The sequence below is a fragment of the Leptogranulimonas caecicola genome (assembly GCF_023168405.1).
Taxonomy (GTDB): domain Bacteria; phylum Actinomycetota; class Coriobacteriia; order Coriobacteriales; family Atopobiaceae; genus Leptogranulimonas; species Leptogranulimonas caecicola.
This window is the reverse complement of sequence record NZ_AP025285.1, coordinates 1,721,826-1,745,320: the sequence shown is the minus strand read 5'-3', so window position 1 is coordinate 1,745,320 and position 23,495 is coordinate 1,721,826. Positions and strand designations below refer to the sequence as shown.

The following is a 23,495-nucleotide window of genomic DNA, read 5'->3' as shown; positions in this document are numbered from 1 at the left end:
CGCCCCGTCTCGAATTACTCCTCCGAGAGACGCTCGAAGGCGTTCATGAGAGGCGGGATCATTTGCTTCTTGCGGCTTACGACGCCAGGTAGCACGGCCATGCCTTCTTCAGGCTCGACACCAAAAGCGGCCTTGATGACAGCCTCGGCGCCCTCGCCGTAATAAAGCAGATCTGTGGTCTGGGTCTTCACATCGGTAAACATATACAAAATGATGGGAAGATCCTCGTTCTTAGCTGCGTCAGCCAGATAGGGGCGCAGCAGGTCCTCTGCGGCGCGGCGGCTGGTCTCGGTCATGTAGCTGCCTTGGCCTACGCCAAAGCGTGCGCTGCCTCGAGAGAAGACTTTGAAGTCGCCGTGGAAGACTTCGTCAGCGGTACGGCCAGTGAGGTCTGCGCCGGCTTCAAACATCTCATCTGCATAGGCATCGATGTCTACCCCTACGATACCAGCCAGTTCCTGGGCTGCAATACGGTCTTGATCCGTGCAGGTAGGGGAGCGGAAGGTGAGTGTGTCGGAGAGGATAGCCGAGAGCATGAGACCTGCGATGTGTGGCGGAGGAGTGACGCCGTTCTCGTCATACATCTGCTTGACGATGGTGCAGGTGCAGCCAACCGGCTGGTTGCGGAAGAGTGCGGGGGCAGAGGTTTCGATCGAGCCAATGCGATGGTGGTCGATGATTTCAAGAATGATGGCATGAGACAGGCCGTCTACCGCCTGGGAGACCTCGTTGTGGTCTACCAAGATGACATGTTTGCGCTTGATGTCGAAGAGGTTGGCAGAGGTAATGACACCGTCAAAATGGCCCTCTTCATTGATGACAGGGAAGAAGCGGTGGCGGGTAGAGCTCATGACCTTGCGGACGTCTTCCACGGTGGTATTGACGGAGAACTCGACGAGGTCGTGGTCGAGCATGATGGAGCGCACCGGCATAGACATGCAGATCAGGCGGGTGGCTGCGTAGGTATCATAAGGGGTGGTGATGATGCGGCAGCCATGGTGCTCGGCAGAACTCTTAAGCGCGCGAGTCACAGGGGCGTCGCAGCAGATGATGAGGCAGGCAGCGCCGCTTCCCACCGCGTAGTGCTGGGTCTCATAGCGGTTGGTGACAAGGACGATATCGCCCTCTTCGATAGTGTCTTCCATCATCTCAGGGCTGGTGCCTACAAAGACGCGGCCGCTGGTGATGACGTCATCAGGATTGCCCAACACCATTTCGCCGTTGAGGGTCTCGATCACATTACGGTAGCTGGTGCGAGCGGTTGCCAAGACATCGGTGTCGAAGATGGCCATATTGGCGTTGGCGATGTCTTTTACGGTGACCAGGCCGCGCAGGTCCTCGTTCTCATCAGTGATGCAGAGGGTGTCCTGGTGCTCTTCGCGCATAAGGTTCCAAGCGGCATAAAGCGACATCTCGCCGTTGATGCCCTTTTGCTTTTGGTACTCGAGGTCCTTGATTTGAGGGCGCACCGAGGTGATGAGTTCCGGCTCCTCGGCACCCCAGCGCTTCAACACGAATGCAGTCTCACGATTGATGTTGCCGCAGCGGCGGGGCTCAAAGATTTTAGGACCCAGCGCGTTTTTGAGGTAAGCGTAGGAGATGGCGGAACAAATACTGTCCGTATCGGGATTTAAATGCCCGATGACATTTACCTTGCGGATGGACTCTGCCATGGTTTGCTCCTTGAATAGGTGAGTGTCTTAAGGCATGAAGGGTACCTGAAGACAAACATAGCTTTAAATACCACCTATTAGAACAGGACTTTTCTTCTAGTGGCGCGGTGAATGGGGTAAGGCGCCCGATCGTCACCGCACCTACAAGATATCAGAACATCTGTTCCATTCAAGAGCGAATTAGTGTACAGTGACAAAAAACATCGAGGGCAGGGGCGGCTATGCGGTTGCTACATCTTTCAGATCTTCATGCGGGTAAACGGGTGCGCGGATACTCCATGGAAGAAGAGCTTAAGTCTGCGCTCGCCCAGGTTGTAAAACTCTGCGAGGATCGCGCGGTTGACGTGGTGCTCTTGGCGGGCGATCTCTATGACAGCGCACAGTCCAGCGATCGGGCGATAGATCTTATCGGCAGCTTTTTAGAAACCCTTGCCGAGAAGAGCATCACCGTGGTGGCGACCCCGGGAAACCATGATTCGGCAACCCGGGTGGGCTATGGATCCAAATTGCTTGCTTCTCGTGGAGTGCATGTCACAGGGCCTCTCAAGGCGCCTGTCAAGCCCGTAGTGGTGAGCGATGAGGAGGGTCCTGTATACATCTGGCCCATTCCTTTCGTTCGCCCAGCTACGGTGCGTGCGGTTTTGGATGTCCAGGCAGACACCTATACGCTGGCGCTCAGGGCTCTTATAGACGCAATGAATATTGATACGACGCAGCGCAATGTCTGTGTATCCCATCAATTTGTCACTAATGGGTTGGTGAGCCCTCAGCGCTCAGAAAGCGAATTGAGCGTGGGCGGCACAGATAATGTCGACGTGTCGGTCTATGAGCCTTTTGATTATGTGGCGCTGGGTCACCTGCATAGGCCTCAGAAGGTGTCTCGGAATACGGTGCGCTATGCGGGCTCGCCGGTAAAGTACTCGGTGAGTGAGGCTGCTGGCGAAAAGTCGATGGTGCTGGTGGAGCTGGGATTAAAAAAAGATGGGGTATGTGCAACATCCATCGAGCTCGTGCCTATTGAACCGGTTCATGATTTGAGAAAGATTTGCGGTCCGTTGGAGGAGCTTTTGAGTCCGGAAGTACTTGCTTCGGCACCTGCTGATGACTATGTGTACGTGACACTTACCGATGACGCCATGCCATTGGATGCCATGGGCCGCTTACGCGAAGCCTATCCCAATTTGATGGGACTCGAGCTGCAGGCAGAGATAGATGCAGAGGATGAACTGCCATTGATGCCGGTAGAGGCCGAAGCTTCTTTGGAAGCGCTGTTTGGCGAGTTTTTTGAACTACAGACAGGCCATTCTATGAGTCCAGAACAGGTGGCTGTAGTGGAAGCCTCCGTCGAAAGCTTGGAGGCCTAAGCCATGAGACCGCTTACCCTTACCATGAGCGCCTTTGGGCCCTATGCAAAAGAAACTACCATTGACTTCGAGCAGCTGGGAACCTCGGGCCTTTATTTGATTTGCGGCGACACCGGTGCTGGCAAAACCACTATTTTTGATGCAATCACCTTTGCGTTGTTTGGCAGTACTGCCAATGATGGAGATAGCGACAGCACTCTGTACTCTCAATTTGCCGAGTTTGGCACTCCTGGCTACGTGGATCTGGAGTTTGAACTCAAGGGCATACGCTACAAAGTGCACCGTACCTTGTTCTATGAGAGGCCAAAGCAAGGCAAAACAGGCGTCACCACCAACAAGCCCACTGTAGAGCTTTGGGAGGGTGTTGAGAGTGGGGCTATTCCTCAAGGAATCTTGCCTATTACCAAGAAGGGCGAGGTAACCAGGCGCATCGAGGAGCTTTTAGGACTTAGCCAGAAGCAGTTCATGCAGATAGCTATGATTGCTCAGGGCGATTTTGCACGCTTGCTAGAGGCCGATACCAAAGAGCGCAAAGAGGTGTTCTCGACACTCTTCCGCACAGCCAACGCGGGCGTCTTACAAGAGATGCTCAAGTCGCAAGCGGCTTCAGTGGAGGCTGAAGCTAAAAATATAAAGGATCAGGCCCGCACCGAAGTGATGCGAGTTCAAGGTGCGCTCAAACTTATGGAAGAGCTTGAGAATTGGGCACAGGGCGAAGCTGCCACGGTAGCTGATCCTCTTAGCGTAGTCGAGAAGCTATGCAAGGCCGACGAAAGTGAACGCGCAGAACTCTCGGCGGTTCTAGCGCAATTCCAAAAAGAGTCCTCTGAGCTTGAGCGTCAGCGTCAGCTTTTAGAACGTGCTCAGGAGCTCGATGATTCAATTGTTCGAGTGACTTGCCAGCTTCCCGAATTGGAAAGCGCTGTTGCCAGGGCCAAGAATCGTTATAGCGATGTCCAGAAAAACAAGACTCAAGAGCATCATCTTACGGCTCAAAGCCTTGCAATAGAGAAAGAGTTTGACGACTATCTTGCGGTGGATGCACAGCGTGAGAATGTAAATAAAGCACAGGCTGCCGAGAAGAGCGTTCAACAGGCAAAGGACGCCGCCCAGGCGCAAGAGTCGGAGGCGAAGGCTGCGCTTGATGCGGCTGATGCAAGGATTGCTCAACTTGCTGAGGTAAATACGCAACGTCTTGGGGCTTCCGAGATGCTCAACGGTATCCAAAAGAAAGTGGAGTCTCTTGAGAGGCGTATTGGCGCCTGTGACAATGTAGCCAAGTTGGCAAAGGACTACCTCAATAAAACAGTTGACTACAACCAGCTGCAAAAAGCAGCCCAAGACGCAAAAGATTGCTGGTCTATGGCCGACAATGCTCGCAGTAATGGCGTGGCGGGAATTCTTGCCCAAAGGCTCCAAGAAGGTCGGCCCTGCTTGGTATGCGGAGCTACTACTCATCCGTCACCTGCCCCGTTGGCTGAAGACATGCCCACAGAAGACGAGCTCAATGATTTACAGGAAGCTCGCGATCAGGCCATTGAGATTCGAGACGCAGCAGCAAAGAAGCTCTCTTCTGCCCAGGGGCGCTATGAGACCGCATGGAATGCGTTGGATCCGGAAGATCAAACTGCACTAGGCACCAGTTTTGAGTTTGCAGATCAGGTGGCGGCTCTTGCTAAAAAACAAGTGGATACCCTTAAAGAAATGATGAAAGAAGAAAAGTGCCAAAGAAAGGCCCTTGAGACCAAGCTTGACAGTTTAAAGGCATTAGAAAGGGAGTCCCAGGAGCTTCAGCAGAGTGTTGGGACTCTCAAGAAGGCCCAAGAAGAAGCCCAAGCAGCTCTTAAAAGCGCGTTGGAACAGCAAGGCCAAGCTTCCAGTGCATTGGCCGCTGCAAAGGAGCGCTTGAACACTCTGGCCAGCGGATTGAGCTATCCAAGTCTTGATGAAGCAAGAGAAGCTGCTCAAGGGTTCCATGATCAGGCGGCAGAGTTGAAGCGAATTCGAGAGGCCGCACAAAAGACATTGCAAGAAAATCAACAGAAACTAGAGCAAACAGCCCAGCAGCAGCTTCTTTTGCAAGAACAACGAGACAAGCTTTCTGTGCCAGACAAACAGGCCTATCAAAAAGATCGTGATGCCTGGGAAGCGCAAGGCCAAGCATTGCGCGATCGGCAAGATGCATTGGCAGAAAGAACGGCTGCCAATAGCGGGGTAAAGAAAGTGCTTGAAGAATTGGCATCTCGCCAAGATCAGATCCGAGATGAATTCAAAGTACTCGAGCCTCTAGGCCGCGTGGCAAGGCGTGAGGGAATTCACAAGGGTCTTGATTTTGAGACTTTCCTGCAGGCCCGTTGGTTCGATCGCGTGCTCGCAGCAGCTAACCGCAGGCTCTCTTCCATGACTCAAGGACGATTTGCCCTAGAGCGATCGGTTGAGTCTAGGGACCTTCGAGGCGCAACAGGTTTGGATATCAACGTCTTCGATGCTTACACCGGTAAGCGCAGGCCAGCTTCTACGCTTTCGGGCGGTGAAATGTTCAAGGCGTCGCTCTCATTGGCATTGGGGCTGTCTGATGTGGTGCAGTCTCAGGCGGGAGGTGTACGCCTAGACGTGATGTTTGTCGACGAAGGCTTTGGCTCATTGGATACCGAGTCACTGGGGCTAGCCATCAATGCGCTTACCAATCTCACGGGCGATTCTAAGCTTGTTGGCGTCATCAGCCACGTCGACCTCATGCGTGAAACCATCCCTAAGCAGATAGTGGTGACGCGAGGCAAAACTGGGTCTGAAGCCAGATTGCATCTGGATTAGCTCAGAGCAGCACTTAAGAATGAAGCCTAAAAATGCCCCTCTGTCACAAAACAGAGGGGCTCATAAGAAAGGACTCATCACAACGATTATAGGTAGGCCCATCGCCAGCAGCCTACCTATAAAGCGAGGTAGTCTTAAGCCTGGGTCTGCGCGTCTGCACCGCGCACCTGAGTGTAGGTGCGGTCTGGGAAGAGCAGCTCGCATACCGTGTTCCAACCAAAGGCCGTGCCTCGGGCATAAGGGCATCCAATGCAGTTGTCACGGAAGCACACTTGCTCGCTTTTGGCCACGCCTTGAGGCTCCACGTCCTTCCCCATGGCCGCCAGTACCTGAGAGGCAATCTGCTGCATGCCAAGCTTGGTGGGGTGAGTGCCGTCGGCAGCATCGTAATCGAGCTTGAATGCGCGGGCGTCGGCCACGTGGCAGTTCTCCCACTGACCCGCCGCAATGCGAATGGCGTTGTTGTAGCGGTCGAAGTGATTGCCACGATAGGGATAGGTAAAGCAGGTGCAGCCGGCGCCTGTGAGACGGCCTACAGGAAGGGTGATGCACCACACTTCCACGCCGGGGTTGTCACAGACAATGTTTTGCAACATGCGGCTGTAGGCCTCGCCAAACTTCTCTGCGGCATCCACAGGGGACATGGCAGGGGGTTCGACGGGATACTTAGAAAGATCGATGTTGTAGGGGGTGGCGGTGCCGCGTCCAAGCATTTGGTTAAGGGTGCCACCCCAGCCAAAGTCGTTGATGCCCATAAAGATAAGGACAGCATCGGGATGCACGCCGTCTTTTTGCAAGGCATTGGTGCGCATGCGAGATTCTCCGGCAGGATAGCCTACGCCCTCGACGCAGGAGCCAGACCAACTGGCGTTGGCCAGAAACTCGCCGCCCATACCTTTGATGACCTGCATCCACCAAGTGTCGTCTACCGTGGTAACGCCAGTGAAGTCTAGGTTCTCGCCGGTATAAAACACGTTCCAACCTTCAGGGATATAGCCCTCGAAAGTCGACATGGAGTCGCCCATGACAGATACAAGCATGGTGGTTCGCTTTCTCTTAGCCAACGTTTAGAACACCGTTATACAAGGTGTGTTGCGCCCATGGGACACAGGCAGCCTTACCTATCATTTACCAGCTTCAAGGACGTGGCCCTCTCTTTCTGGTGAGTAGTCCTTCTCGGCTGCGAGCGTCAAAGGGCATGACTCATTGAGACGAGAGATTCATGCGGCCAAAAGAGATGCTGGATGTAACAGCTCATCTCTTCTCGGCACTTAAGCTCACACGAAGCAAAAGTGTGGGGGTAGCATAAAGAACGTGCGCGATTCTGGACCATGCGGCTGGGGGATTGGTGGTCGAGCTGGTCTAGAAGCAGATAAAAGTTTGGTTCTTTGGCTCGAAAGGGTAGTGCTATGAAATTCTCCCGACGTCTCGATGCTTTTGGCGAAGAGGTTTTTGCCTCACTCAATGCCCAGCGCCGCGCGCTGGAGGGCCAGGGCAAGACCATGATCGACCTGTCGGTGGGAACCCCTGATTTTGCGCCTTCCCAAGAGATTGTCGATGCGCTGCTGGAGTCGGCCAAAGATCCCAATTCTTGGAAGTATGCGCTCCATGACTTGCCGGAACTTTTGAATGCGGTGTGTGCCTACTACAAGCGTCGTTTCAATGTTGAAATCACGCCCGACATGGTGATGATGGTCTCGGGCACCCAAGAGGGTATGGCCCACCTGGCGATGACGCTGGCAGATCCCGGTGATTCGGTGTTGGTGCCAGATCCTTGCTATCCCATCTTCGCAGGCGCTGCGCATCTTGCGGGGGCGGCTCCGGTGTTTTATCCCCTGACTGCCGAGCATAACTTCCTTCCCTACCTGGAAGGCATTGACCCTCAACAGGCTGATGAGGCCAGCTATATGGTGGTGTCGTTGCCTGCAAACCCAGTGGGTTCTGTAGCCACTCCGGAGTTTTATGAGGAGCTGGTGGCCTTTGCCAAGGCGCACGATCTGCTCATTGTGCACGATAATGCCTATTCTGACATCATTTTTGATGGGAACAAGGGTGGCTCGTTCCTGGCGTACGAGGGCGCCAAAGAGGTGGGCGTGGAGTTCTTCTCCCTCTCCAAGTCCTTCGATGTGACCGGCGCGCGCCTCTCCTTCCTGGTAGGTCGTCCTGATGTGGTTGCTGCCATGCGCAAGCTTCGCGGCCAGCTGGACTTTGGCACGTTTATTCCTCTGCAAAGGGTGGCCATTGCGGCGCTCACCAGCGACTTGGCTCCTGTGGAGCAACAGCGTCTTAATTATCAAGCACGAAGGGATGCACTGGCAGACGGTCTTGAGGCCATCGGCTGGGAGCGCCCCAATGCTCAGGGCACCATGTTCATGTGGGCAAAGCTTCCGGAGCGCTATGAAAACTCTTTCGACTTTGTACAGGAGCTCATGGAGAAGGCGGGAGTGGTGGTCACGCCCGGTGCTGCCTTTGGCCCAGAGGGCGAGGGGTATGTGCGTCTGGCGCTGGTGCTGCCTCCAGAGGAGCTGGCCCGTGCCGCCGCAAAGATCGGAGAAGCGGGGTTTGGAGCCTAGGGGGGTCTCCGGGGATTTTCATGAAGGTTGGGCGCAAGCGGGACCTCTACGGGAGAATCCTATCTTGTGAGGTGGCTCATAGATAAGATCTGTCGCTCCATTAGCGGATCTTATCCTGTCCAGCGGCAACTCCCCGAGTATTAACCTCATGCTTTCTGGCGGGCTTTAGGGCCTGTGTCAAGAAAGCCCACCCCTCAAAGATTTGAAAGAAGACTCTTTATGGCTCAAAAAATCGCGTTCTTTGATATCGATGGCACTCTGTTATCCTTCCGTACCCACTCGATGCCCCATACCACCCAGGTAGCGCTGCAGGAGCTGCGCAACAACGGCGTGCTCATCTATGTGGCGTCGGGCCGCGCGCTGTTCCAGGTGCCTTCGTTCTTGCGCAACGGCCAGGGTGATTTCGAGGGTTTCGACGGCTTTTTGTGCAACTCAGGCCAGGTGTGCTTGGATGAGCGCGGCATCTTTCGCATGACGGCGGTGGACCCCGAGGCGGTGCGTCTCATCACCGAGGAGGCGCTCAAGGGCGGCTTTGACATCGTCTATATGACGGCGGACCGCGCCTTCACCCCACGCCACGGGCCGCTGGTGACTGCCGCCGAAGAGCACGCTAACGTGAAGTTTGATGAAGACGTGCCAGAGGCTGCCTATACTCGTCCGGTCTATCAGCTCAATGCTTTTATCGCGCCCGAAGACGAGCACCTGATCACCGACGTCACCGACAAGGTAAAGCTGGTGCGTTGGACCGAGGATTTCGCAGACGTCATCCCTGCAGACGGTGGCAAGGATCAAGGCGTCTGGGCGGTGCTTGACCACTACGGCATCGATCGCAAGGATGCCTATGCCTTTGGCGACGGCGGCAACGACGCTTCGATGTTGGCCGCAGTGGGCAACGGTGTTGCCATGGGCAACGCAGACCACAGGGCAAAAGACGTGGCCAATGTGATCACCACTTCGGTAGACGATGCGGGCATTTACCGTGCCTGCGTGCACCTGGGCCTCATCGATGACGTGCTTCACATGTGCGAAGAGGACCGTTGCATCATGGTGATCAAGGACGGCAAGAACAAGTAGAGCCGGCTGTAGCAGTAAGGACACGGTCGACGCGGTATGCAGCCAGTTAGAGAGAGGGTGTCTGATGGACATGGAGAAGACCATCGAGCGCACTGAGCTCGATTACGGACTTGATGACATTGCAGCCACTGTACGCGGCTGTCGCAGCTATCGACGCTTCGATGACGGCGACCCTATTCCTCGCGAACTCATGCTGGCCTTGGTAGACTTGGCGCGCCAGACGGCCTCGGCAGGCAATTTGCAGCCCCTTCGCTATCGGTTGGTGAGCGATGCCAGCGTGCGCGATGGGGTATTTAAGCGCCTGGGATGGGCCGGCTATCTTGCCACCTGGGATGGACCGGAGCTGGCAGAGCGTCCCACAGGTTATGTCGTGGTATGCGCTGCCGATAAGGTCACCCCTCTGACCTGGGTGGACGCAGGCATCGCTTCTCAAACCATCCTGCTGGCAGCCACCGAGGCTGGTTTTGGCGGCTGCATCCTTCGCAACTTCAAACCCGATCTCGCAGAGTTCTTAAGCTTGGAGGGCGTCGAGCCCCTGCTGGTCATCGCGCTGGGCACTCCTGTGGAGAAGTGCGTGCTCGAGCCTTTGGACAGCTCCCCTGACGGCATAAAGTACTGGCGCGACGACCAAGGTGTGCATCATGTGCCCAAGCGCTCTCTAGAAGAGGTGCTGGTCTAAAGATCGGAGCTTCGCAGGTCTTGGGATACCGAGAAACACCAGCTCACAGGGCTGGTGTTTCTCGGTAAGAGGAACCTTACGACAGTGTCATAGACCTGTTATCTAAATCGATGGATGTTAAGGGGCAGGGCTGTCAGCATTGAAGTTGATAAAAGATTCGGTCGAAGGAGACTTCAATGCTCGCAGCCATCCTCATTATTGCTTGTCTGGCCGTTTTGCTTCCCATGGTGGTGGCTCCCGTGATGCTCTACTGGTAGTACAGAAGCTATTACAACCCTTGCAGTAAACGGACAAGACGAGAGCCTGGACAAGATGAGAGTCGCAGAGGACGGCCTCGAATCGCGTAGGGCAATCAGTCCAAAAATGATTGGAAATCAAAGAGTCAGATAGGCATCGGCTTGATTTTTACAGATGTCTGGCCGATGTATGGTGAGCGCATAGGGTGACGTATAGTTTTGTATAAATGCAGTTAAAACCAACTATATAATATAGTATATAGTTGGTTTAGCCCTGAAGGCGGCGGCAAAGAGGTCTGGCCATGCGCATGGAACAAGTGGGAAACCAACTGGCTGAACACATCAAAGAAGATCCCTTCTGGCTGTGGATAGCCGCGCTGGTGCTCACTACGTTGGGAATGCTGTGCGCGGTGTTGGACCTACGGACTGCTACTGTGATTAGCAACTCGGTGCTGGTGGCCGTCTCTGCCGTCATGGCAGTGAGCCTCTATAAAAGCCGCCAGATGCTCAGGTTTGGTTTCGCGCTCTTTTTGATGGTCTATGGGCTTGTGCTGATCTTTGGCCCGCTCTGGGGCTTTCCCTTTTGGCTCAATTAAAAGCTGAATGGGCGGCGGACATACCGCTGTAGTCATCAAAAGTAGAATATGAATAAGGAACCGCATTGCGTTGTAGGCCAGGCAGATTACGTATCCTGGGAACCTATGTCAGCGAATCACGACTTTAAGGTGGTATTCAAACTGCGTTTCAGCGCACATGGAACAGTTCTGTCTGAGTAGGTTTGGTATGAATGGGTGGGAAGAACCAAAAAGAAAGGATGTTCCATGGCATTTCAAAAGGTAGTGGTAGCTGGCGGCGGTGTGCTGGGCAGTCAGATCGCATTTCAAAGCGCCTACTGCGGACTTGACACCACCATTTGGCTTCGCAGTGAGGGCTCCATTGGCCGTACGCAGCCAAAGATCGACCAGCTGGTAAAGGATTACCACGCGCAGATCGACGAGATGGCAGAGGCCCTCAAGAAGAGCCAGGAAGAGGGCGAGCCCATGCCTACCGGCGCGTGGGCTATGGGCATCGCGGATCCTGACGACTTTGATCCTGATGCCTGCCACAAAAAGGTGGACGAGGCCACCAAGAACCTGTGCTTAGAGCTGGACATGGCCAAGGCCGTAGAGGACGCAGACGTGGTAGTGGAGTCTATGGCCGAGCAGGAGAAGGCCAAGATCGACTTTTACAAGAAGCTTGCGCCGCTTATGCCTGCCAAGACCGTGCTGGTCACCAACTCCTCCAGCCTTCTGCCCAGCACCTTCGCGCGCTACACCGGCCGTCCCGACCGCTATCTGGCCATGCACTTTGCCAACCACATCTGGAAGAACAACATCGCCGAGGTCATGGCCCAATCCAAGACGTCGGCGGCCTCCTTCGACGCCGTCATCGAGTTTGCCAAGAAAATCCGCATGGTGCCACTGCCGGTGCATAAGGAGAAGGCAGGCTACCTGCTCAACTCCATGCTTATCCCGTTTTTGTTCTCGGCCATGGACCTCTATGTAAACGGCATCTCCGACCCTGAGTCCATCGATACCGCCTGGGTCCGCGGCACCGGCTCACCCAACGGCCCCTTCCAGATCCTCGACGTCGTGGGCCTGGTCACCGCGTACAACATCGTGCAGCCCTACACCAAGATCCCCGGATTCGTCGCCCCCTACAACTTCAAGGGAATCTCGGCCATGCTCAAGAAGAAGATCGACGCTGGAGAGACCGGCGTTGCCGCCGGCAAGGGCTTCTACGACTACAGCCAGAAGTAAGCCCTAAAGTCTTGCATTTCGCAGGCCATGAATACGCCGCCCTCCCCACACGTCATATTGGGGAAGGCGGTGTTTTGCTGTCGAGAAACCCAGCCATCGCCACCGGAAGCTCAAGGCCCCTTGCGCTGTCAATATGCCGAGAAGCCCGTGCATCCCAGCCAGCAGCTAAAACAGGTCGTCGGTGTCCAGCCAAATGGTGATGGGGCCGTCGTTGATGAGCGACACCTGCATCTCGGCGGCGAAGATGCCGGTCTTCACCGGCACGTCGCAGGCAGCTATCTGGCAAAAGTGCTGGTAGAGCTCGTTTGCGAGCTCTGGCTTTGCGGCGTCGGTAAAGCCGGGGCGATTGCCGCGGCGGCAGTTGGCGTAGAGGGTGAATTGGCTCACCACCAGCACGCTGCCGCCCACCGCCTCCAACGACAGATTCATCTTGCCGACCGCATCGTCAAAGACGCGCAGGCGGCGAATCTTGTCCCAGAGGCGCTCGGCGATCTGGGGCGTGTCATCAGGCCCCACTCCCAAAAGGATGAGGAACCCATTGCCAATGGCCCCGGTGACCTGGCCGTCTACGGTGACTTGGGCTTGGCTTACTCGCTGCAGCAATGCGCGCATGGGCCCCTCCTTAGGTGTTCGCAGGATGATTGCCATCAAGCTTGGGGTCGAGGATCAAGGGATTGAGGCTATAGAGGCGGGTGTATTTCTCGGCAAGGTAGTCGCAGTAAAAACGGGCGTCAAAGGGCTCGCCGGTGGCTTCCAAGATAAGCTCGGCGGGCTCTTTGGCTCGGCCCCAATGCCAGATGTGGTCCTTTAGCCAAGCGCGCACGGGGGCCAGGTCGCCAGAGGCCAGCACCTCTTCCCAGCTGGTGCCGTCGGCTGCCAGGGACGCCTTGAGAGCATGCAGCAACTGGGCGCCGTAGGCGCTGCCCAGGGCATAGGTGGGGAAGTAGCCAAAGGAGGCCTGGGACCAGTGGACGTCCTGGAGGGCGCCGCGGCGGTTGTCGGGAACCTCTACGCCCAGGTAGGAGCGGTAGAGCTGGGCCCATACCTCGGGCACCTGGGCCGCGGTGAGGCTGCCGTCGAAGAGCTGCTTCTCGATCTCGTAGCGCACCATGACGTGGAGGGGGTAGGTGAGCTCGTCGGCCTCGGTGCGCACCAGGCTGGGCTCCACGCGGTTGGCGGCCAGGAAGAACTCATCGGGCGTGACGGAGGCCAGCTGCTCGGGGAAGTGGGAGGTCAAAAGGGCCAAAAGCGGCTTGGCAAAGGCGCGGTCACGGCCCACCAGGTTCTCGAAGAAGCGGCTCTGGGCCTCGTGCATGCCCATGGAGGTGCCTCCATGGAGGCAGGTGAGGTCGTAGGCGGGGTCCACGCCGGCCTCGTACATGGCGTGGCCGCCCTCGTGGAGCATGGAGAAGACGTTGGAGAGCAGGTCGTCGGGGTAGATGTGGGTAGCGATGAAGACATGCTGAGAGTCGATGGCGTCGGAGAAGGGGTGTTCTGTTTGGCCCAACACCAGCTTTTGAGGGTCGACGCCCTCCGAGGTTGCCAGATCGCGAGAGAGCTCCCACTGCACGGCGGGGTCAAAGTAGCCGCGCATGCACTCGTTCGAGAGCTGAGGCGCCTTTGTCACCGCAGCCACCAGGGGCACCACGGTGGCCTTGAGCTGGTCGAAGAAGGCGTTGTAGAAGGCGCGGCTGGTGCCGTGCTCAAAGAGGTCCAGCAGTGTGTCGTAGGGGTCTGCCTCAGGATTCAGCGCCACCGCCATCTCTTTGGAAGCGGCCACCAGCTGATCCAGATAGGGGGCAAAGTCATCCCAGCAATCGTTCTGCTTGGCGCGCTTCCAGGCGTCGGTGGCCTCGTTGGTAAGGCGGGCGATGCGGCCTGCCAGTGGGGCCGGGATGCGCAACTGCTCTTGCTGGTCGCGATCCATGACGCGCAGCTGGGCTGCGCGGAAGAAGTCCAGCTGGCTTTTGTGGGCTTCTAGCTGGGTCACGATGGCCTGGCTCTCCTCGCCACACAGCAGTTGGCGGTCGTCCTCCTGCAGGGTAGCCATGGCCTCGCCGCGGTTGTGGGCGCAGGCGGCGGGGTCGGCGGTCTCTGCCAGCCAGAGGGCGCTGATCATGCCGTAGCGAAGCCCGTAGCGCCTCAGCTCCAAGGCATCGAGGGCGGCCAGAGTGTCTTGAAGGTCCAAATGCGCCATAGAGGCTCCTTAACTCGATGGGGCAGGGGAGGCGGGCACATCTCATGCATCAACAAATGCCGATAAACCCACCCTCCCTACAAGGGATGTCTGGGCTCATCCTACCCCTCATAAAACCCCTCTGACCCCACCTAAGCTTTCCATTGGGGATGGACGTTTTTCTCGGCAGCAAAATGAGACTCCAACGCTGATAGAGTGGATAGCGTTGAAAGGAGAGCTATGGCGAGTTCTTACTTGAGTTTTGACGAATGGGAGGATGTCTATGCAGACCGCATAGAGCATCTTCGCCGCAGTGCCGTGCGCGACCTGTTCGCAGCTATATCCAGGCCCAACGTCATCGGGCTTTCCGGCGGCAGCCCTGACATTTCCAGCCTGCCGCTGGACGAGGTGGCCGAGTGCACCAAGCGCGTCGTCACCGAGAACGGTTTGAAGTCTTTGCAGTATGGCGGCTCGGACGGGCGCATCGAGACACGCACTATGGTGGCTGGCATGCTGGCAGAAGACGATATCCATGTGGATCCCGATGAGATCATCATCACCGGCGGCTCTCAGCAGGCGCTGGACTTCATGGGGCGCGTGTTCATCAATCCAGGCGACAAGATCATCGTGGAGGGCCCCAGCTATCTGGGCGCGCTCCAGGCGTTCTCGGCCTATCAGCCAGACGTCGAGGTCGTCCCCATGGACGACGAGGGCATGTCCATGGATGCGCTGGAAGAGACCCTCAAGCGCTTGGGGCCCCGCGGCGCCAAGTTCATCTACACCATCCCCAACTTCCAAAACCCTGCAGGCGTCACCATGACGCTGGAGCGCCGCCGCCGCCTTTTGGAGCTGGCCCACGAGTATCACATCCAGGTGATCGAGGACGACCCCTATGGCCGCCTGCGCTTTGAGGGCGAGCACATCCCGCCCCTAAAATCCATGGATCCCAACGTCATCTACCTGGGCACCACTTCCAAGATCTTTGCCCCGGGCCTGCGTTTGGCTTGGTGCGTGGCGCCCAAGCCGGTGATCGCCAAGATCAACCTCTGCGAGCAGGGGGCCAGCCTTTGCTGCAGCGCCTTCAACCAGATTCTGGCCGAGCAGTACTTCACGCGGACCGACTGGAAGGGCACCCTGGAGAAGTCCCGCGCCATCTATAGGAGCCGCCGCGACGCCATGATCTCGGCGCTGGAAGAGTTCTTCCCGCCTGAGGCCACCTGGACCCACCCGCAAGGCGGCCTCTTTGTCTACGTGACGCTGCCACCCTACTTTGACACCGAGCAGATGATGTCGGCGGCGCTGGAAAACGGCGTGGCCTACGTGCCTGGCTCCAACTGCTTCCCCAACGGCGAGGGCAAGTCCTCCATGCGCCTGGCCTTCTCCTACGAGCCAGAGGAGAAGATCCGCGAAGGCGTCAGGCGCCTCTCGGAAGTCATCGCAGACCGTATGGAGCTCTACCGTGCGTTCCTCAAGGCAGGGGCTCTGCCTGAGGCCTCAAGCGAAGGGATGTAATCCATGGAAAAGCTAACTGTTGCCGTGATTATGGGCGGCTCCTCCTTTGAGCGTCGGTTCTCCCTGGCCAGCGGCAAGCACGTGGTGGAGGCGCTGGAAGAGGCCGGCCACACCGTGATCCCCCTGGATGCCGACGAGAACCTGGTAGACACCCTGCGCGCCGAGCGCCCGGACGTGGCATTCATCGCCATGCATGGCGCCGGCGGCGAGGATGGGGCGGTGCCTTCGCTGCTCACCTTTTTGGACATCCCCTTCGTGGGCTCGCTGCCCCCGGTGTGCCGCAACACGTGGAACAAGGCCGAGCTGCCCTTCGTGATGGCCCGGGCCTATGCCCCTGAAGACTCCGTGGTGCGCTGGCCTGCCCAGATCGCGCTGCCGGCAGGGGCCTTCCGCAACCTGGGCGCCGCCAAGGCGCTGGACCTCATGCCTGAGCGTGTGGGCGGCTTCCCGCTGGCCGTGAAGCCTGGCTGCGGCGGCTCTGCCATGGGCCTTGCCAAGGTGGAGGAGGCCGACCAGCTGGGTGTGGCCCTCATGGGCGCCTTGGCCTACGACGACACTGCGCTGGTGCAAGAGTGGGTGGAGGGCGCAGAGCTCTCCGTCACCGTCATTGGCGATCCCGGCGACGAGACCGTGCTGCCTCCGGTGGAGATCGTGGTCGACGGCATCTACGACACCGACGCGCGCCTGAACCCCCAGGAAGTCCACTACTTCTGCCCGGTGCGCCCCCAGTCGCTCTCGCCCGACCCTTCCGAGGCAGACGTGGCCCGCAGCACCTGCGAGCGTGCAGCCATCGAGGTCTATCGCGCCTTTGGCTGCCGCGACATGGCCCGCATCGACATGGTGTGGGACGGCGCCGCTCCCCGTGTGCTGGACCTCAAAGTCTTCCCCGGCCTCACTGAGACCTCGTTGGTGCCAGTGGCCCTTGCCGCCGCCCAGATCTCGCTGCCCGAGCTGTTGGACTCCATGGTGCAGCAAGCCTACCAGCGCGGCTGCTAATCGGGCCGTCCAGGCCGTTCACGCCCCTAACGCGCGTTGCGCGAAACCCTAAGAGGAGGAAGCATCATGTCCCAGACGTTGGTTGAGATTCTTGGTGTGACAGAGGATGTGGACGGCGCCGGTGGCCCGGAGCGTCTGCTGGTGGGCATCGACGTGGGCGGCACCACCGTCAAGGTGGCTCTGGTCACTTTGGACGGGGTGGTGCAGGCCAGGGACGCCGTGCGCACCAAGTCCATGCGCACCGGCGAAGAGGTGCTAGAGGCGGCCAAGCAGGTCCAGGCCATCGTTGCCGAGAACCTCAAGCCTCAGCAGCAGGTAGCCGCCGTGGGCTTGGCGCTCCCTGGAGTGGTGACTGCAGAAGACACCCTGCTCATGGCTCCCAATGTGGATGTGGACCTGGAAGGCCTCATCCTGGCGCTGGAGCGCGTCATGGGCGTGAAGGTCTACCCGGTGAACGACGCCAACGCTGCCGCTTTGGGCGAGATGTGGAAGGGTGCCGGCGAAGGTGCGCGCAACCTGGTCTTTGTGACGCTGGGCACCGGCGTGGGCGGCGGCATGGTCTTTGACGGCGCGGTGGCGGTGGGGCGCAGCGGCGGTGCCGGCGAGATAGGCCATATCGTGGTGGAGCCAGGCGGCCGCCAGTGCAACTGCGGCCAACAGGGCTGCCTTGAGATGTACACCTCGTCCCGTGGCCTGGTCTATCTCTATCGGGCCGCCTGCGAGGCCGCCGGCGAGGACCCTGTGCCCCTGGAGCACGACGCCCATGCGCTGCCTATCTTCGACGCCGCCCGCACCGGCGACCCGGTGGCTCAGGCGGCCATCAGCCAGTACAGCGGCTATCTGGGCCGCGCGTTGGGCATGCTGGCCTGTGCCCTGGACCCCGAGGCGTTTGTCATTGGCGGAGGCATCAGCGCAGCCTTTGACCTCTTTGGCCCCGAGCTTCTCGAAGCCTATAGGGCTGCCACGCTGCCTACTTGCGCCGACACTCCCATTGTGGAGGCCACCATGGGCAATCTGGCAGGCATGGTGGGTGCTGCCTGCCATGCCAAGACCCGCGAGGGGCTCTAGGCGCGCTGGCAGCTCCGCGCTGCGACCTCGCAGGATAGCCTCCGGCGGCTCTTGATGCCCCAACTTTGGCTCGATGATGCGTGTGCAGATGATCGCCCGGTCTTTTGAAGGTCTGTGCTTCTCGGCACCCTTTTTAAGGACGGGCGTTTTACCTGGGGCGATAGTACGGTATACACTAAGAGACTGTGCCTTGGGGCACACCCATGTAGTTCGACCGGCGGCTTGGAGGTCGCTCCGTGAAACAAACCGATACATTTAAATATGAACTATTGCTGCGCCTGTGTGACGAAGCGGCGCACGATAATGAGGCTGTTGAGCTGGCGCCTCAAGACATCCTGCCCCACTATGGCGAGCGGGACACCCAGGCAGAGCGCAAGCAGGCAGCGCATTTTTTCTCGGCAGTGCAGTCGTTGGAGAGCCTGCGCATCGTGCGTATGAAGAAATCTCGCCGCGACGGCGCCACCTACGTGGACTCCATTGTGCTGGAAGACCCCGAGGCCGCAGCCGCCGAGCTGGCCAAGTTCGAGCGCAGGCTCGAGCAGGAAGCGCGGGAGGCAGCCTATAGGGAGCGTCAGCAGGCTGCCTCTGCCGAGGAGGACGAGGCCTCGGAGGCCGAGGTGTCTGAGGCCTATGGGGCGTTGGAGGAGGTAGGAGCTCAAAAACCTGGCCCCTCTGAGGGCGCCGAGGAAGCGCCGTCCGGCGAGAGTGCGGATGAAAGCGCATCCAGTGGGTCGTCGCGGCCTCGCAGGGGTCGGGGACGCCGCGGCTCTGGTCCTGTGGACCCACGCATCACCCGGGAAGCCTGCGAGTATTTGGAGGAGGTGGACGCCCCTCTCACCCCTCGCGAGCTGTCGCTTTTGGTGACCGGCGACACCAAGAAGATCGACAAGACCGGCCTCAAGCGCCTGGCCTCTACGCTGCGCCGCAAGAACTCTGCCTCGTCGAACCAAGGGGCGCTCACCGACGCGGGAGTCATTGCAGATCTTAAGACCATCTGCATCAAAGGCCCCATCGTTCTGATCACCGATAGGGGCGCCATCGACGCCTCCATCCTGCCCAACGGCATTTCCATGTTCGATGTGGACCTGCCCAACATCGACCGCTCCTACGTGCGTGCCAGCCGCATCATCACCGTGGAGAACCTGGACGCCTACCGCCGCTGCAACGGCGACGACGTCTATATCTACACGGAGGGGTCGGTGTCTCCGCGCCATCGCGCCTTGCTGCGCATGATCCACGAGCAAAACCCTCAGGTGGAGTTCGCGCACTTTGGCGACATCGACTATGCGGGCATCAAGGCCCATAGGGTGATCGAGGAGACTCTGGGCTGCGAGGTGGGCATGTTTCACATGGGCATCGCCGAGCTGGCCAACCCCTCCTACCGCAAGGCCATTCACCCGCTCACTTCCAAAGACCGCGATCTGTTGGCGCGCCTTTTGGAGTACGAGCGCTACCGCGGCCTGGTCTCCTACATGCTGGAGCGAAACGTCAAGTTGGAGCAGGAGATCGTGGCGCTGGACCTCTTCTCCGACTACGACGTGGACGCCGCCATGGCCCTTCCGGAGGGCCGCGGCGCCGCCGAGGAACCCAAGCCTGCGCCCGCGCCCGCGCGCGCTGCCTCGCGCAGCCGTGCCCGCCGCTCCAACGAGGGTACCTACAAGCGTCAGGCGCGCCAAAACGCCCCTTCTCGCGCCGAAGCCCCCGCGGCCGCCTCTGCACAAGAGGAAACCTCAGCTCACACCCAATCTAAAAAAGTTGCAGCTACTCAAAAGCCTGCGAGTGCCAGCGTTGCGCCTGCCAAAGCCGCGCCTGCTCCCGCCACGTCTCAAGCTGCCGAGAAGCCCGCGCCTTCAGCTCAGGACGCCGCCGCAGCCCCTGAGGCGGTAGCAACCAGCGAAGACGCGGCTGCTCCAGAGCCCGAGAAACGCACCCGCCGCCGCACTCGCAAGCCGCGCGTGAAAGCCGCGGCTTCCAAGGGCGCTGAGGCTGCTGATGCGGCAGTAACCCCTGACTCTCCCCAGGGGGCCTCTGAGCAGCCAGAGGTTGTCCCTGCCGAGCAGCCAGAAGCCGCGAGCGCTGAGCCTTCCCAGTCCAAAGCATCCAAAGCCAAGGCGTCCCGCCAGCATCGTCGCGAGACGGAGCAGCAGCGCCAAGGCCTCTTGGCCAACGTCTCTGCCGGTAAAGTCTCTGCCCTCGATCTCATGGACGCTGTGGACGACTTGGCGCGCTCCATTCCGGTGATCCAGCTTTTGGCGGCGCTTCCCGGCTGGGACCATGAGCGTGCCCAAGCCTTTATGGACCAGGAGTCCATTAGCCATGGCCGCACCCTGCGCGGTTTGGGCAAACGCCAACAGGCGCGGGTGCGCGAGGCCATCAAGGAGCATGCGTAAGGCTCAGGGCCCAGACGCCCCTCAAAGCATCTGGGCGTAAAATCACTTGCATGCACGCTTTTCTTAACGCCAAAGGAGTTTCATGAACAACACCCTGCAGTCTGTCATCACAGGCTTCGTCGTCTTTGTCATCCTCATGGTCCTTTTGGGCCTCTTCGTCACCGGTCTCAGGTTCTTTGTGAACACCCTCCTGCCCATCGGCGTGGTGCTCTTTGTGGCCTACATCATTTGGTATCTGGTAAAGGGCCGCTATCAGGCCTAATGCCTAATGAGGGCTCAAAGCGCAGGGAGCCCCCTGTGCGCACCGCTGAGCCCGCTATGACACCGCAACGCCCGCGAGTTGGACCTATTCCAGCTCGCGGGCGTTGTCTATGAACGTGCAAAAGGGCACCTTTGATGCAGCGCCTGCGGGCCTAGCCCCTAAGCTCCGCTACCGAAACTCCCAGCGCCTTTGCCAGGCGCGGCAGTATGTAGGCGCGCGGCTGGGCGCCGGCTTCCCATTTAGAGATCGAGCCGGTGGAGGTGCCGGCGGCTGCCGCCAGATCCTTTTGGGTCATCTTGCGCTGCTTGCGCAGGGTCTTGATGCGCTCGCCCAGGGCTGCGGCGTTGGTGGTTGCATCGGCCTCTGGGGCTCCACCAGAAGCCGGCGCTTCTTGTGCGGCAGGGGCAGCAGCATCCTCGGCTTTGTTGGCAGCCTTGGGCTTGGCGGCCTTGGCGCTGCTAGGACGTCGGGTGTGCGTCTTGCGAGGCTTGGTCTCCTCGGCCTGAGCCGCACTCTCGTCAAGGTTCATGGCCGTTTGGCCCTCGTTGGGCTCTGAGGCAGCCTGCGCTGACTCATCCCAGGGCAGCGTTTGAGCTGCAGGTTCTTGAGTCTCGGCGCGCTTGGTGCGCGAGCGGCGGGTGCGCTTGGCAGGTTTTGAAGGCTCGGGCTTCTCGGCAGCAGGAGGCTCAGAGGGCGCCTCAGGCTCAGCGGCAGCCTCGCCGTGGGAAGGCTGGTTTTTCTCGGCGGCGGCATCTTTGCGAGGACGACGGCCAGGCCGAGAAGGACGTGCCTCTGCCTCAGGCTCTGCCTCGACGACCTCTGCCTCTTCTGCCTCTGCGGGAGCCGCCTCGTCCTCGGCGGCCTCTTCCAGGTCTGGGCGCTCGGGGCGAGCCGGCTTGCGCTCCCGGCGCGGCAGGGTTTGCTGCAGCTGCTGGGAGAGCTGGAGGGCGTTGTTCATCATGAGGCGGTCGCGGGTGATGCCAAAGACGCGGCAGATGCGGGCCACCTGCTCGCGGGAGGGGATCCAGCGGCCGCTCTCCCAGTCATCCACCTGGTCCAAGGTCACGTTGCAGAGCTGGGCCAAATCCTCGCGCGAGAGGGCGCGGGAGGCGCGCAGCACCCGGATGCGGCCGGCGATGGGGCCTACCATGGGCTCCTCGGCCTCCTCGGGGGTGCGCCAGCCAGCCATAAGCTGCTCAACCGACACGTCTAAGGCCTCTGCCAGATCGTCGGCAGCCGCAGGGTCAGGCAGGGCGGCGCCGGACTCGTAGGCAACGATCATGTCGGCTGGGACGTCTGAGGCTGCTGCCAGCGCATTGACGTCCATATGTAGTTGGGAGCGCAGGGCGGCCAGGCGCTGTCCCAGCAGGGGATCGGCGTCGTAGGCACGCAGGTCCTGCACTTCGAAGTCGGAAGTGTTCATGAAGCTCCTTTCTTCGCACCGTCAAAGGCGCACCTCCACTATGCCACGGTGACCGCACATTTCTAGCCCACACAATGCCAACCACAGCTTTTCTGGCCAGTTTGCGCGCAAGGGAGGGGCCCGGGGCGGGTATCTGCCTCAAGGACGTTCTTAGCAATCCATGTGGGGGAGGACCCATGCTCGAACACGACCTTATCCAGCTCATTCACAACCACGCCCAGGCTCCTGCCTCCCAAATTCGCCGCCAGCCGGCACTCTGGCGCGAGGTGGCTGCGCTCTACCGCGATGCGACAGAAGACATCAACGATCTCATCGGGCGTGCTCGCGCGGCGGCTGGCGTGATGGGCGGCGACGAGGCTCAAGACGGTGTCGACGGCCAGCTGCTGGTGGTGCTTACGGGCTCCGGCCTCGCGCTCAACGCAGCCCAGACTGCTTGCAGCGCAGCGGTGGCCCACCCCATCGAAGGCTGCGACTTCACCTGCGTCTCCTGCGCAGACCTTGCCTCTGCTCCTGCCGACTACGTCCGCGACCAGGAGACCGTCCTGCTCGTCGCCCTTTCCCGCGGCGACGATGAGGGTCTTTTGTCGGCCGTCGCCCAGGTGCGCTCCCAGACCAAGAACCTCTTTGTGTTGGGGGTTGCCTGCAGCTCTGACGACCCTCTGGCCGCCGCTCTCGCACCCGAGGATGACGGCCTGGTAGTGGCCCTGCCCCTGGTCGCCTCTGCCGCAGACGACGTTTCCACTGCTCCCGTGGACAGCGAGCCTGTGCAGCTGGCGGGCTTCACGTGTCTGGCGCTCTTTGCCATCCTGTGCCTGGACACCGCTCCTGTGGCCGAGAAGCTCTCCCATGCCAACCAGGCGGCCGCCATGGGCGACAAGGTCATCATGGACGAGGCGGCGCTGGCAAGCCTGGCACTCTCTCCCTTTGACGCGCTGTGCGTATTGAGCGACGGTTCTGCTTTCGCGGGGGTTGCGCGCGAGGCTCGCGACGAGGCGAAGAACTTCTGTGGCCTTAACGAGCACTCTATCGAGGTGCGTCTGGGCGACGTGCAGTCGGCTGCGCTGGATAACAAGGCGCTCCACGATGCGCTGGGCGTCGCTTTGGTGGGCGGCACCGACGACGACCGCGCAAGCCAGGCGGCAGCTCTTCAAGAGATGGATGAGACTGCCGCAGACAACGGCTGCACGCTGGTGGCTCTCCAGCCAGAGCAGGCCCCGCATTTCATCGGCCGCAGCTTCACCTTTGATGGTTTTGCGGCGCTGCCTTGCAGCTACTTAGGGTTGCCATACCTCATGGCCGTTCAGGTGCTTCTGCTGGCCGCATCGGTAAAGTAGGGTCGCCATAGTTCTAGACTGCGGATAAGGAAACCCCGGGCGCAACGGCCCTTGGCGCTCCCGCCTTCGCGCGCCCTTAAGAACCCCTGTGGGGCTTTTGGGCCCTGCACTCCAGTCAATTA

18 protein-coding genes are annotated in these 23,495 nt (G+C 59.4%); 13 read left to right on the top strand and 5 right to left on the bottom strand.

Annotation, left to right across the window (positions count from 1 at the left end; translation table 11 throughout):
* Positions 1-14 precede the first annotated feature (14 nt).
* Positions 15-1,673: a putative manganese-dependent inorganic diphosphatase gene (locus tag OR601_RS07640; RefSeq protein WP_136011936.1), complete on the bottom strand. Its 1,659-nt coding sequence runs from the start codon at positions 1,671-1,673 to the stop codon at positions 15-17.
* 221 nt (positions 1,674-1,894) lie between these two features.
* Here OR601_RS07640 and OR601_RS07635 point away from each other — a divergent pair, with 221 nt between their 5' ends.
* Positions 1,895-3,037, top strand: coding sequence for an exonuclease SbcCD subunit D (locus tag OR601_RS07635; protein ID WP_265591603.1), 1,143 nt, complete (start codon positions 1,895-1,897; stop codon positions 3,035-3,037).
* A gap of 3 nt (positions 3,038-3,040) precedes the next feature.
* Positions 3,041-5,851, top strand: coding sequence for an AAA family ATPase (locus OR601_RS07630; RefSeq protein ID WP_265591602.1), 2,811 nt, complete (start codon positions 3,041-3,043; stop codon positions 5,849-5,851).
* Positions 5,852-5,985: 134 nt separating this feature from the next.
* Here OR601_RS07630 and OR601_RS07625 read toward each other — a convergent pair whose 3' ends face one another.
* Positions 5,986-6,891: an SGNH/GDSL hydrolase family protein gene (locus OR601_RS07625; RefSeq protein WP_136011939.1), complete on the bottom strand. Its 906-nt coding sequence runs from the start codon at positions 6,889-6,891 to the stop codon at positions 5,986-5,988.
* Between the two features lie 369 nt (positions 6,892-7,260).
* On the opposite strand from OR601_RS07625, the gene OR601_RS07620 reads away from it, so the two are divergent.
* From OR601_RS07620 to OR601_RS07600, 5 genes are all read left to right on the top strand, one after another.
* Positions 7,261-8,424: a pyridoxal phosphate-dependent aminotransferase gene (locus OR601_RS07620; protein ID WP_265591601.1), complete on the top strand. Its 1,164-nt coding sequence runs from the start codon at positions 7,261-7,263 to the stop codon at positions 8,422-8,424.
* Positions 8,425-8,643: 219 nt separating this feature from the next.
* Entirely contained in the window at positions 8,644-9,498 is an 855-nt protein-coding gene (locus OR601_RS07615; RefSeq protein ID WP_265591600.1) for a Cof-type HAD-IIB family hydrolase, read from the top strand.
* Positions 9,499-9,562: 64 nt separating this feature from the next.
* Positions 9,563-10,177: a nitroreductase family protein gene (locus OR601_RS07610; protein WP_265591599.1), complete on the top strand. Its 615-nt coding sequence runs from the start codon at positions 9,563-9,565 to the stop codon at positions 10,175-10,177.
* 538 nt (positions 10,178-10,715) lie between these two features.
* A complete protein-coding gene (locus OR601_RS07605; RefSeq protein ID WP_265591598.1) occupies positions 10,716-11,009 on the top strand; it encodes a hypothetical protein in 294 nt (97 codons plus the stop codon).
* A 225-nt stretch (positions 11,010-11,234) separates the two neighbouring features.
* Positions 11,235-12,212: a 3-hydroxyacyl-CoA dehydrogenase gene (locus OR601_RS07600; protein WP_265591597.1), complete on the top strand. Its 978-nt coding sequence runs from the start codon at positions 11,235-11,237 to the stop codon at positions 12,210-12,212.
* 165 nt (positions 12,213-12,377) lie between these two features.
* On the opposite strand, the gene dtd is transcribed toward OR601_RS07600, so the two are convergent.
* Together dtd and OR601_RS07590 are read right to left on the bottom strand one after the other, a co-directional pair.
* The gene (gene dtd / locus OR601_RS07595) at positions 12,378-12,824 is read right to left on the bottom strand and encodes a D-aminoacyl-tRNA deacylase (protein ID WP_265591596.1); all 447 of its coding nucleotides are present in this window, start codon (positions 12,822-12,824) and stop codon (positions 12,378-12,380) included.
* 10 nt (positions 12,825-12,834) lie between these two features.
* A complete protein-coding gene (locus OR601_RS07590; RefSeq protein ID WP_265591595.1) occupies positions 12,835-14,409 on the bottom strand; it encodes a carboxypeptidase M32 in 1,575 nt (524 codons plus the stop codon).
* A 219-nt stretch (positions 14,410-14,628) separates the two neighbouring features.
* On the opposite strand from OR601_RS07590, the gene OR601_RS07585 reads away from it, so the two are divergent.
* From OR601_RS07585 to OR601_RS07565, 5 genes are all read left to right on the top strand, one after another.
* Positions 14,629-15,900, top strand: a complete 1,272-nt coding sequence (locus OR601_RS07585) for an aminotransferase-like domain-containing protein (protein WP_265591594.1) — start codon at positions 14,629-14,631, stop codon at positions 15,898-15,900.
* 3 nt (positions 15,901-15,903) lie between these two features.
* Positions 15,904-16,896, top strand: coding sequence for a D-alanine--D-alanine ligase family protein (locus OR601_RS07580; RefSeq protein WP_168896972.1), 993 nt, complete (start codon positions 15,904-15,906; stop codon positions 16,894-16,896).
* Between the two features lie 66 nt (positions 16,897-16,962).
* Positions 16,963-17,964, top strand: a complete 1,002-nt coding sequence (locus OR601_RS07575; RefSeq protein ID WP_168896971.1) for an ROK family protein — start codon at positions 16,963-16,965, stop codon at positions 17,962-17,964.
* 236 nt (positions 17,965-18,200) lie between these two features.
* Positions 18,201-20,354 carry a Wadjet anti-phage system protein JetD domain-containing protein gene (locus tag OR601_RS07570; protein ID WP_265591593.1) on the top strand — a complete coding sequence of 718 codons (2,154 nt, stop codon included), beginning with the start codon at positions 18,201-18,203 and terminating at the stop codon, positions 20,352-20,354.
* A gap of 82 nt (positions 20,355-20,436) precedes the next feature.
* On the top strand, positions 20,437-20,616 hold the full coding sequence (locus OR601_RS07565; RefSeq protein WP_265591592.1) for a hypothetical protein: 180 nt from the start codon (positions 20,437-20,439) through the stop codon (positions 20,614-20,616).
* A 151-nt stretch (positions 20,617-20,767) separates the two neighbouring features.
* On the opposite strand, the gene OR601_RS07560 is transcribed toward OR601_RS07565, so the two are convergent.
* The gene (locus tag OR601_RS07560) at positions 20,768-22,039 is read right to left on the bottom strand and encodes a helix-turn-helix domain-containing protein (RefSeq protein ID WP_265591591.1); all 1,272 of its coding nucleotides are present in this window, start codon (positions 22,037-22,039) and stop codon (positions 20,768-20,770) included.
* 176 nt (positions 22,040-22,215) lie between these two features.
* On the opposite strand from OR601_RS07560, the gene OR601_RS07555 reads away from it, so the two are divergent.
* On the top strand, positions 22,216-23,373 hold the full coding sequence (locus tag OR601_RS07555; RefSeq protein ID WP_265591590.1) for a hypothetical protein: 1,158 nt from the start codon (positions 22,216-22,218) through the stop codon (positions 23,371-23,373).
* Positions 23,374-23,495: the final 122 nt, after the last annotated feature.

What these genes read in the sequence shown, in the direction of transcription:
- OR601_RS07565 (WP_265591592.1), top strand. Translation starts at nt 20,437, where the DNA reads ATGAACAACACCCTGCAGTCTGTCATCACAGGCTTCGTCGTCTTTGTC.
- OR601_RS07620 (WP_265591601.1), top strand. Translation starts at nt 7,261, where the DNA reads ATGAAATTCTCCCGACGTCTCGATGCTTTTGGCGAAGAGGTTTTTGCC.
- OR601_RS07630 (WP_265591602.1), top strand. Translation starts at nt 3,041, where the DNA reads ATGAGACCGCTTACCCTTACCATGAGCGCCTTTGGGCCCTATGCAAAA.
- OR601_RS07610 (WP_265591599.1), top strand. Translation starts at nt 9,563, where the DNA reads ATGGACATGGAGAAGACCATCGAGCGCACTGAGCTCGATTACGGACTT.
- OR601_RS07615 (WP_265591600.1), top strand. Translation starts at nt 8,644, where the DNA reads ATGGCTCAAAAAATCGCGTTCTTTGATATCGATGGCACTCTGTTATCC.
- OR601_RS07600 (WP_265591597.1), top strand. Translation starts at nt 11,235, where the DNA reads ATGGCATTTCAAAAGGTAGTGGTAGCTGGCGGCGGTGTGCTGGGCAGT.
- OR601_RS07580 (WP_168896972.1), top strand. Translation starts at nt 15,904, where the DNA reads ATGGAAAAGCTAACTGTTGCCGTGATTATGGGCGGCTCCTCCTTTGAG.
- OR601_RS07625 (WP_136011939.1), bottom strand. Translation starts at nt 6,891, where the DNA reads ATGCTTGTATCTGTCATGGGCGACTCCATGTCGACTTTCGAGGGCTAT.
- dtd (WP_265591596.1), bottom strand. Translation starts at nt 12,824, where the DNA reads ATGCGCGCATTGCTGCAGCGAGTAAGCCAAGCCCAAGTCACCGTAGAC.
- OR601_RS07555 (WP_265591590.1), top strand. Translation starts at nt 22,216, where the DNA reads ATGCTCGAACACGACCTTATCCAGCTCATTCACAACCACGCCCAGGCT.
- OR601_RS07640 (WP_136011936.1), bottom strand. Translation starts at nt 1,673, where the DNA reads ATGGCAGAGTCCATCCGCAAGGTAAATGTCATCGGGCATTTAAATCCC.
- OR601_RS07560 (WP_265591591.1), bottom strand. Translation starts at nt 22,039, where the DNA reads ATGAACACTTCCGACTTCGAAGTGCAGGACCTGCGTGCCTACGACGCC.
- OR601_RS07590 (WP_265591595.1), bottom strand. Translation starts at nt 14,409, where the DNA reads ATGGCGCATTTGGACCTTCAAGACACTCTGGCCGCCCTCGATGCCTTG.
- OR601_RS07585 (WP_265591594.1), top strand. Translation starts at nt 14,629, where the DNA reads ATGGCGAGTTCTTACTTGAGTTTTGACGAATGGGAGGATGTCTATGCA.
- OR601_RS07635 (WP_265591603.1), top strand. Translation starts at nt 1,895, where the DNA reads ATGCGGTTGCTACATCTTTCAGATCTTCATGCGGGTAAACGGGTGCGC.
- OR601_RS07605 (WP_265591598.1), top strand. Translation starts at nt 10,716, where the DNA reads ATGCGCATGGAACAAGTGGGAAACCAACTGGCTGAACACATCAAAGAA.
- OR601_RS07575 (WP_168896971.1), top strand. Translation starts at nt 16,963, where the DNA reads ATGTCCCAGACGTTGGTTGAGATTCTTGGTGTGACAGAGGATGTGGAC.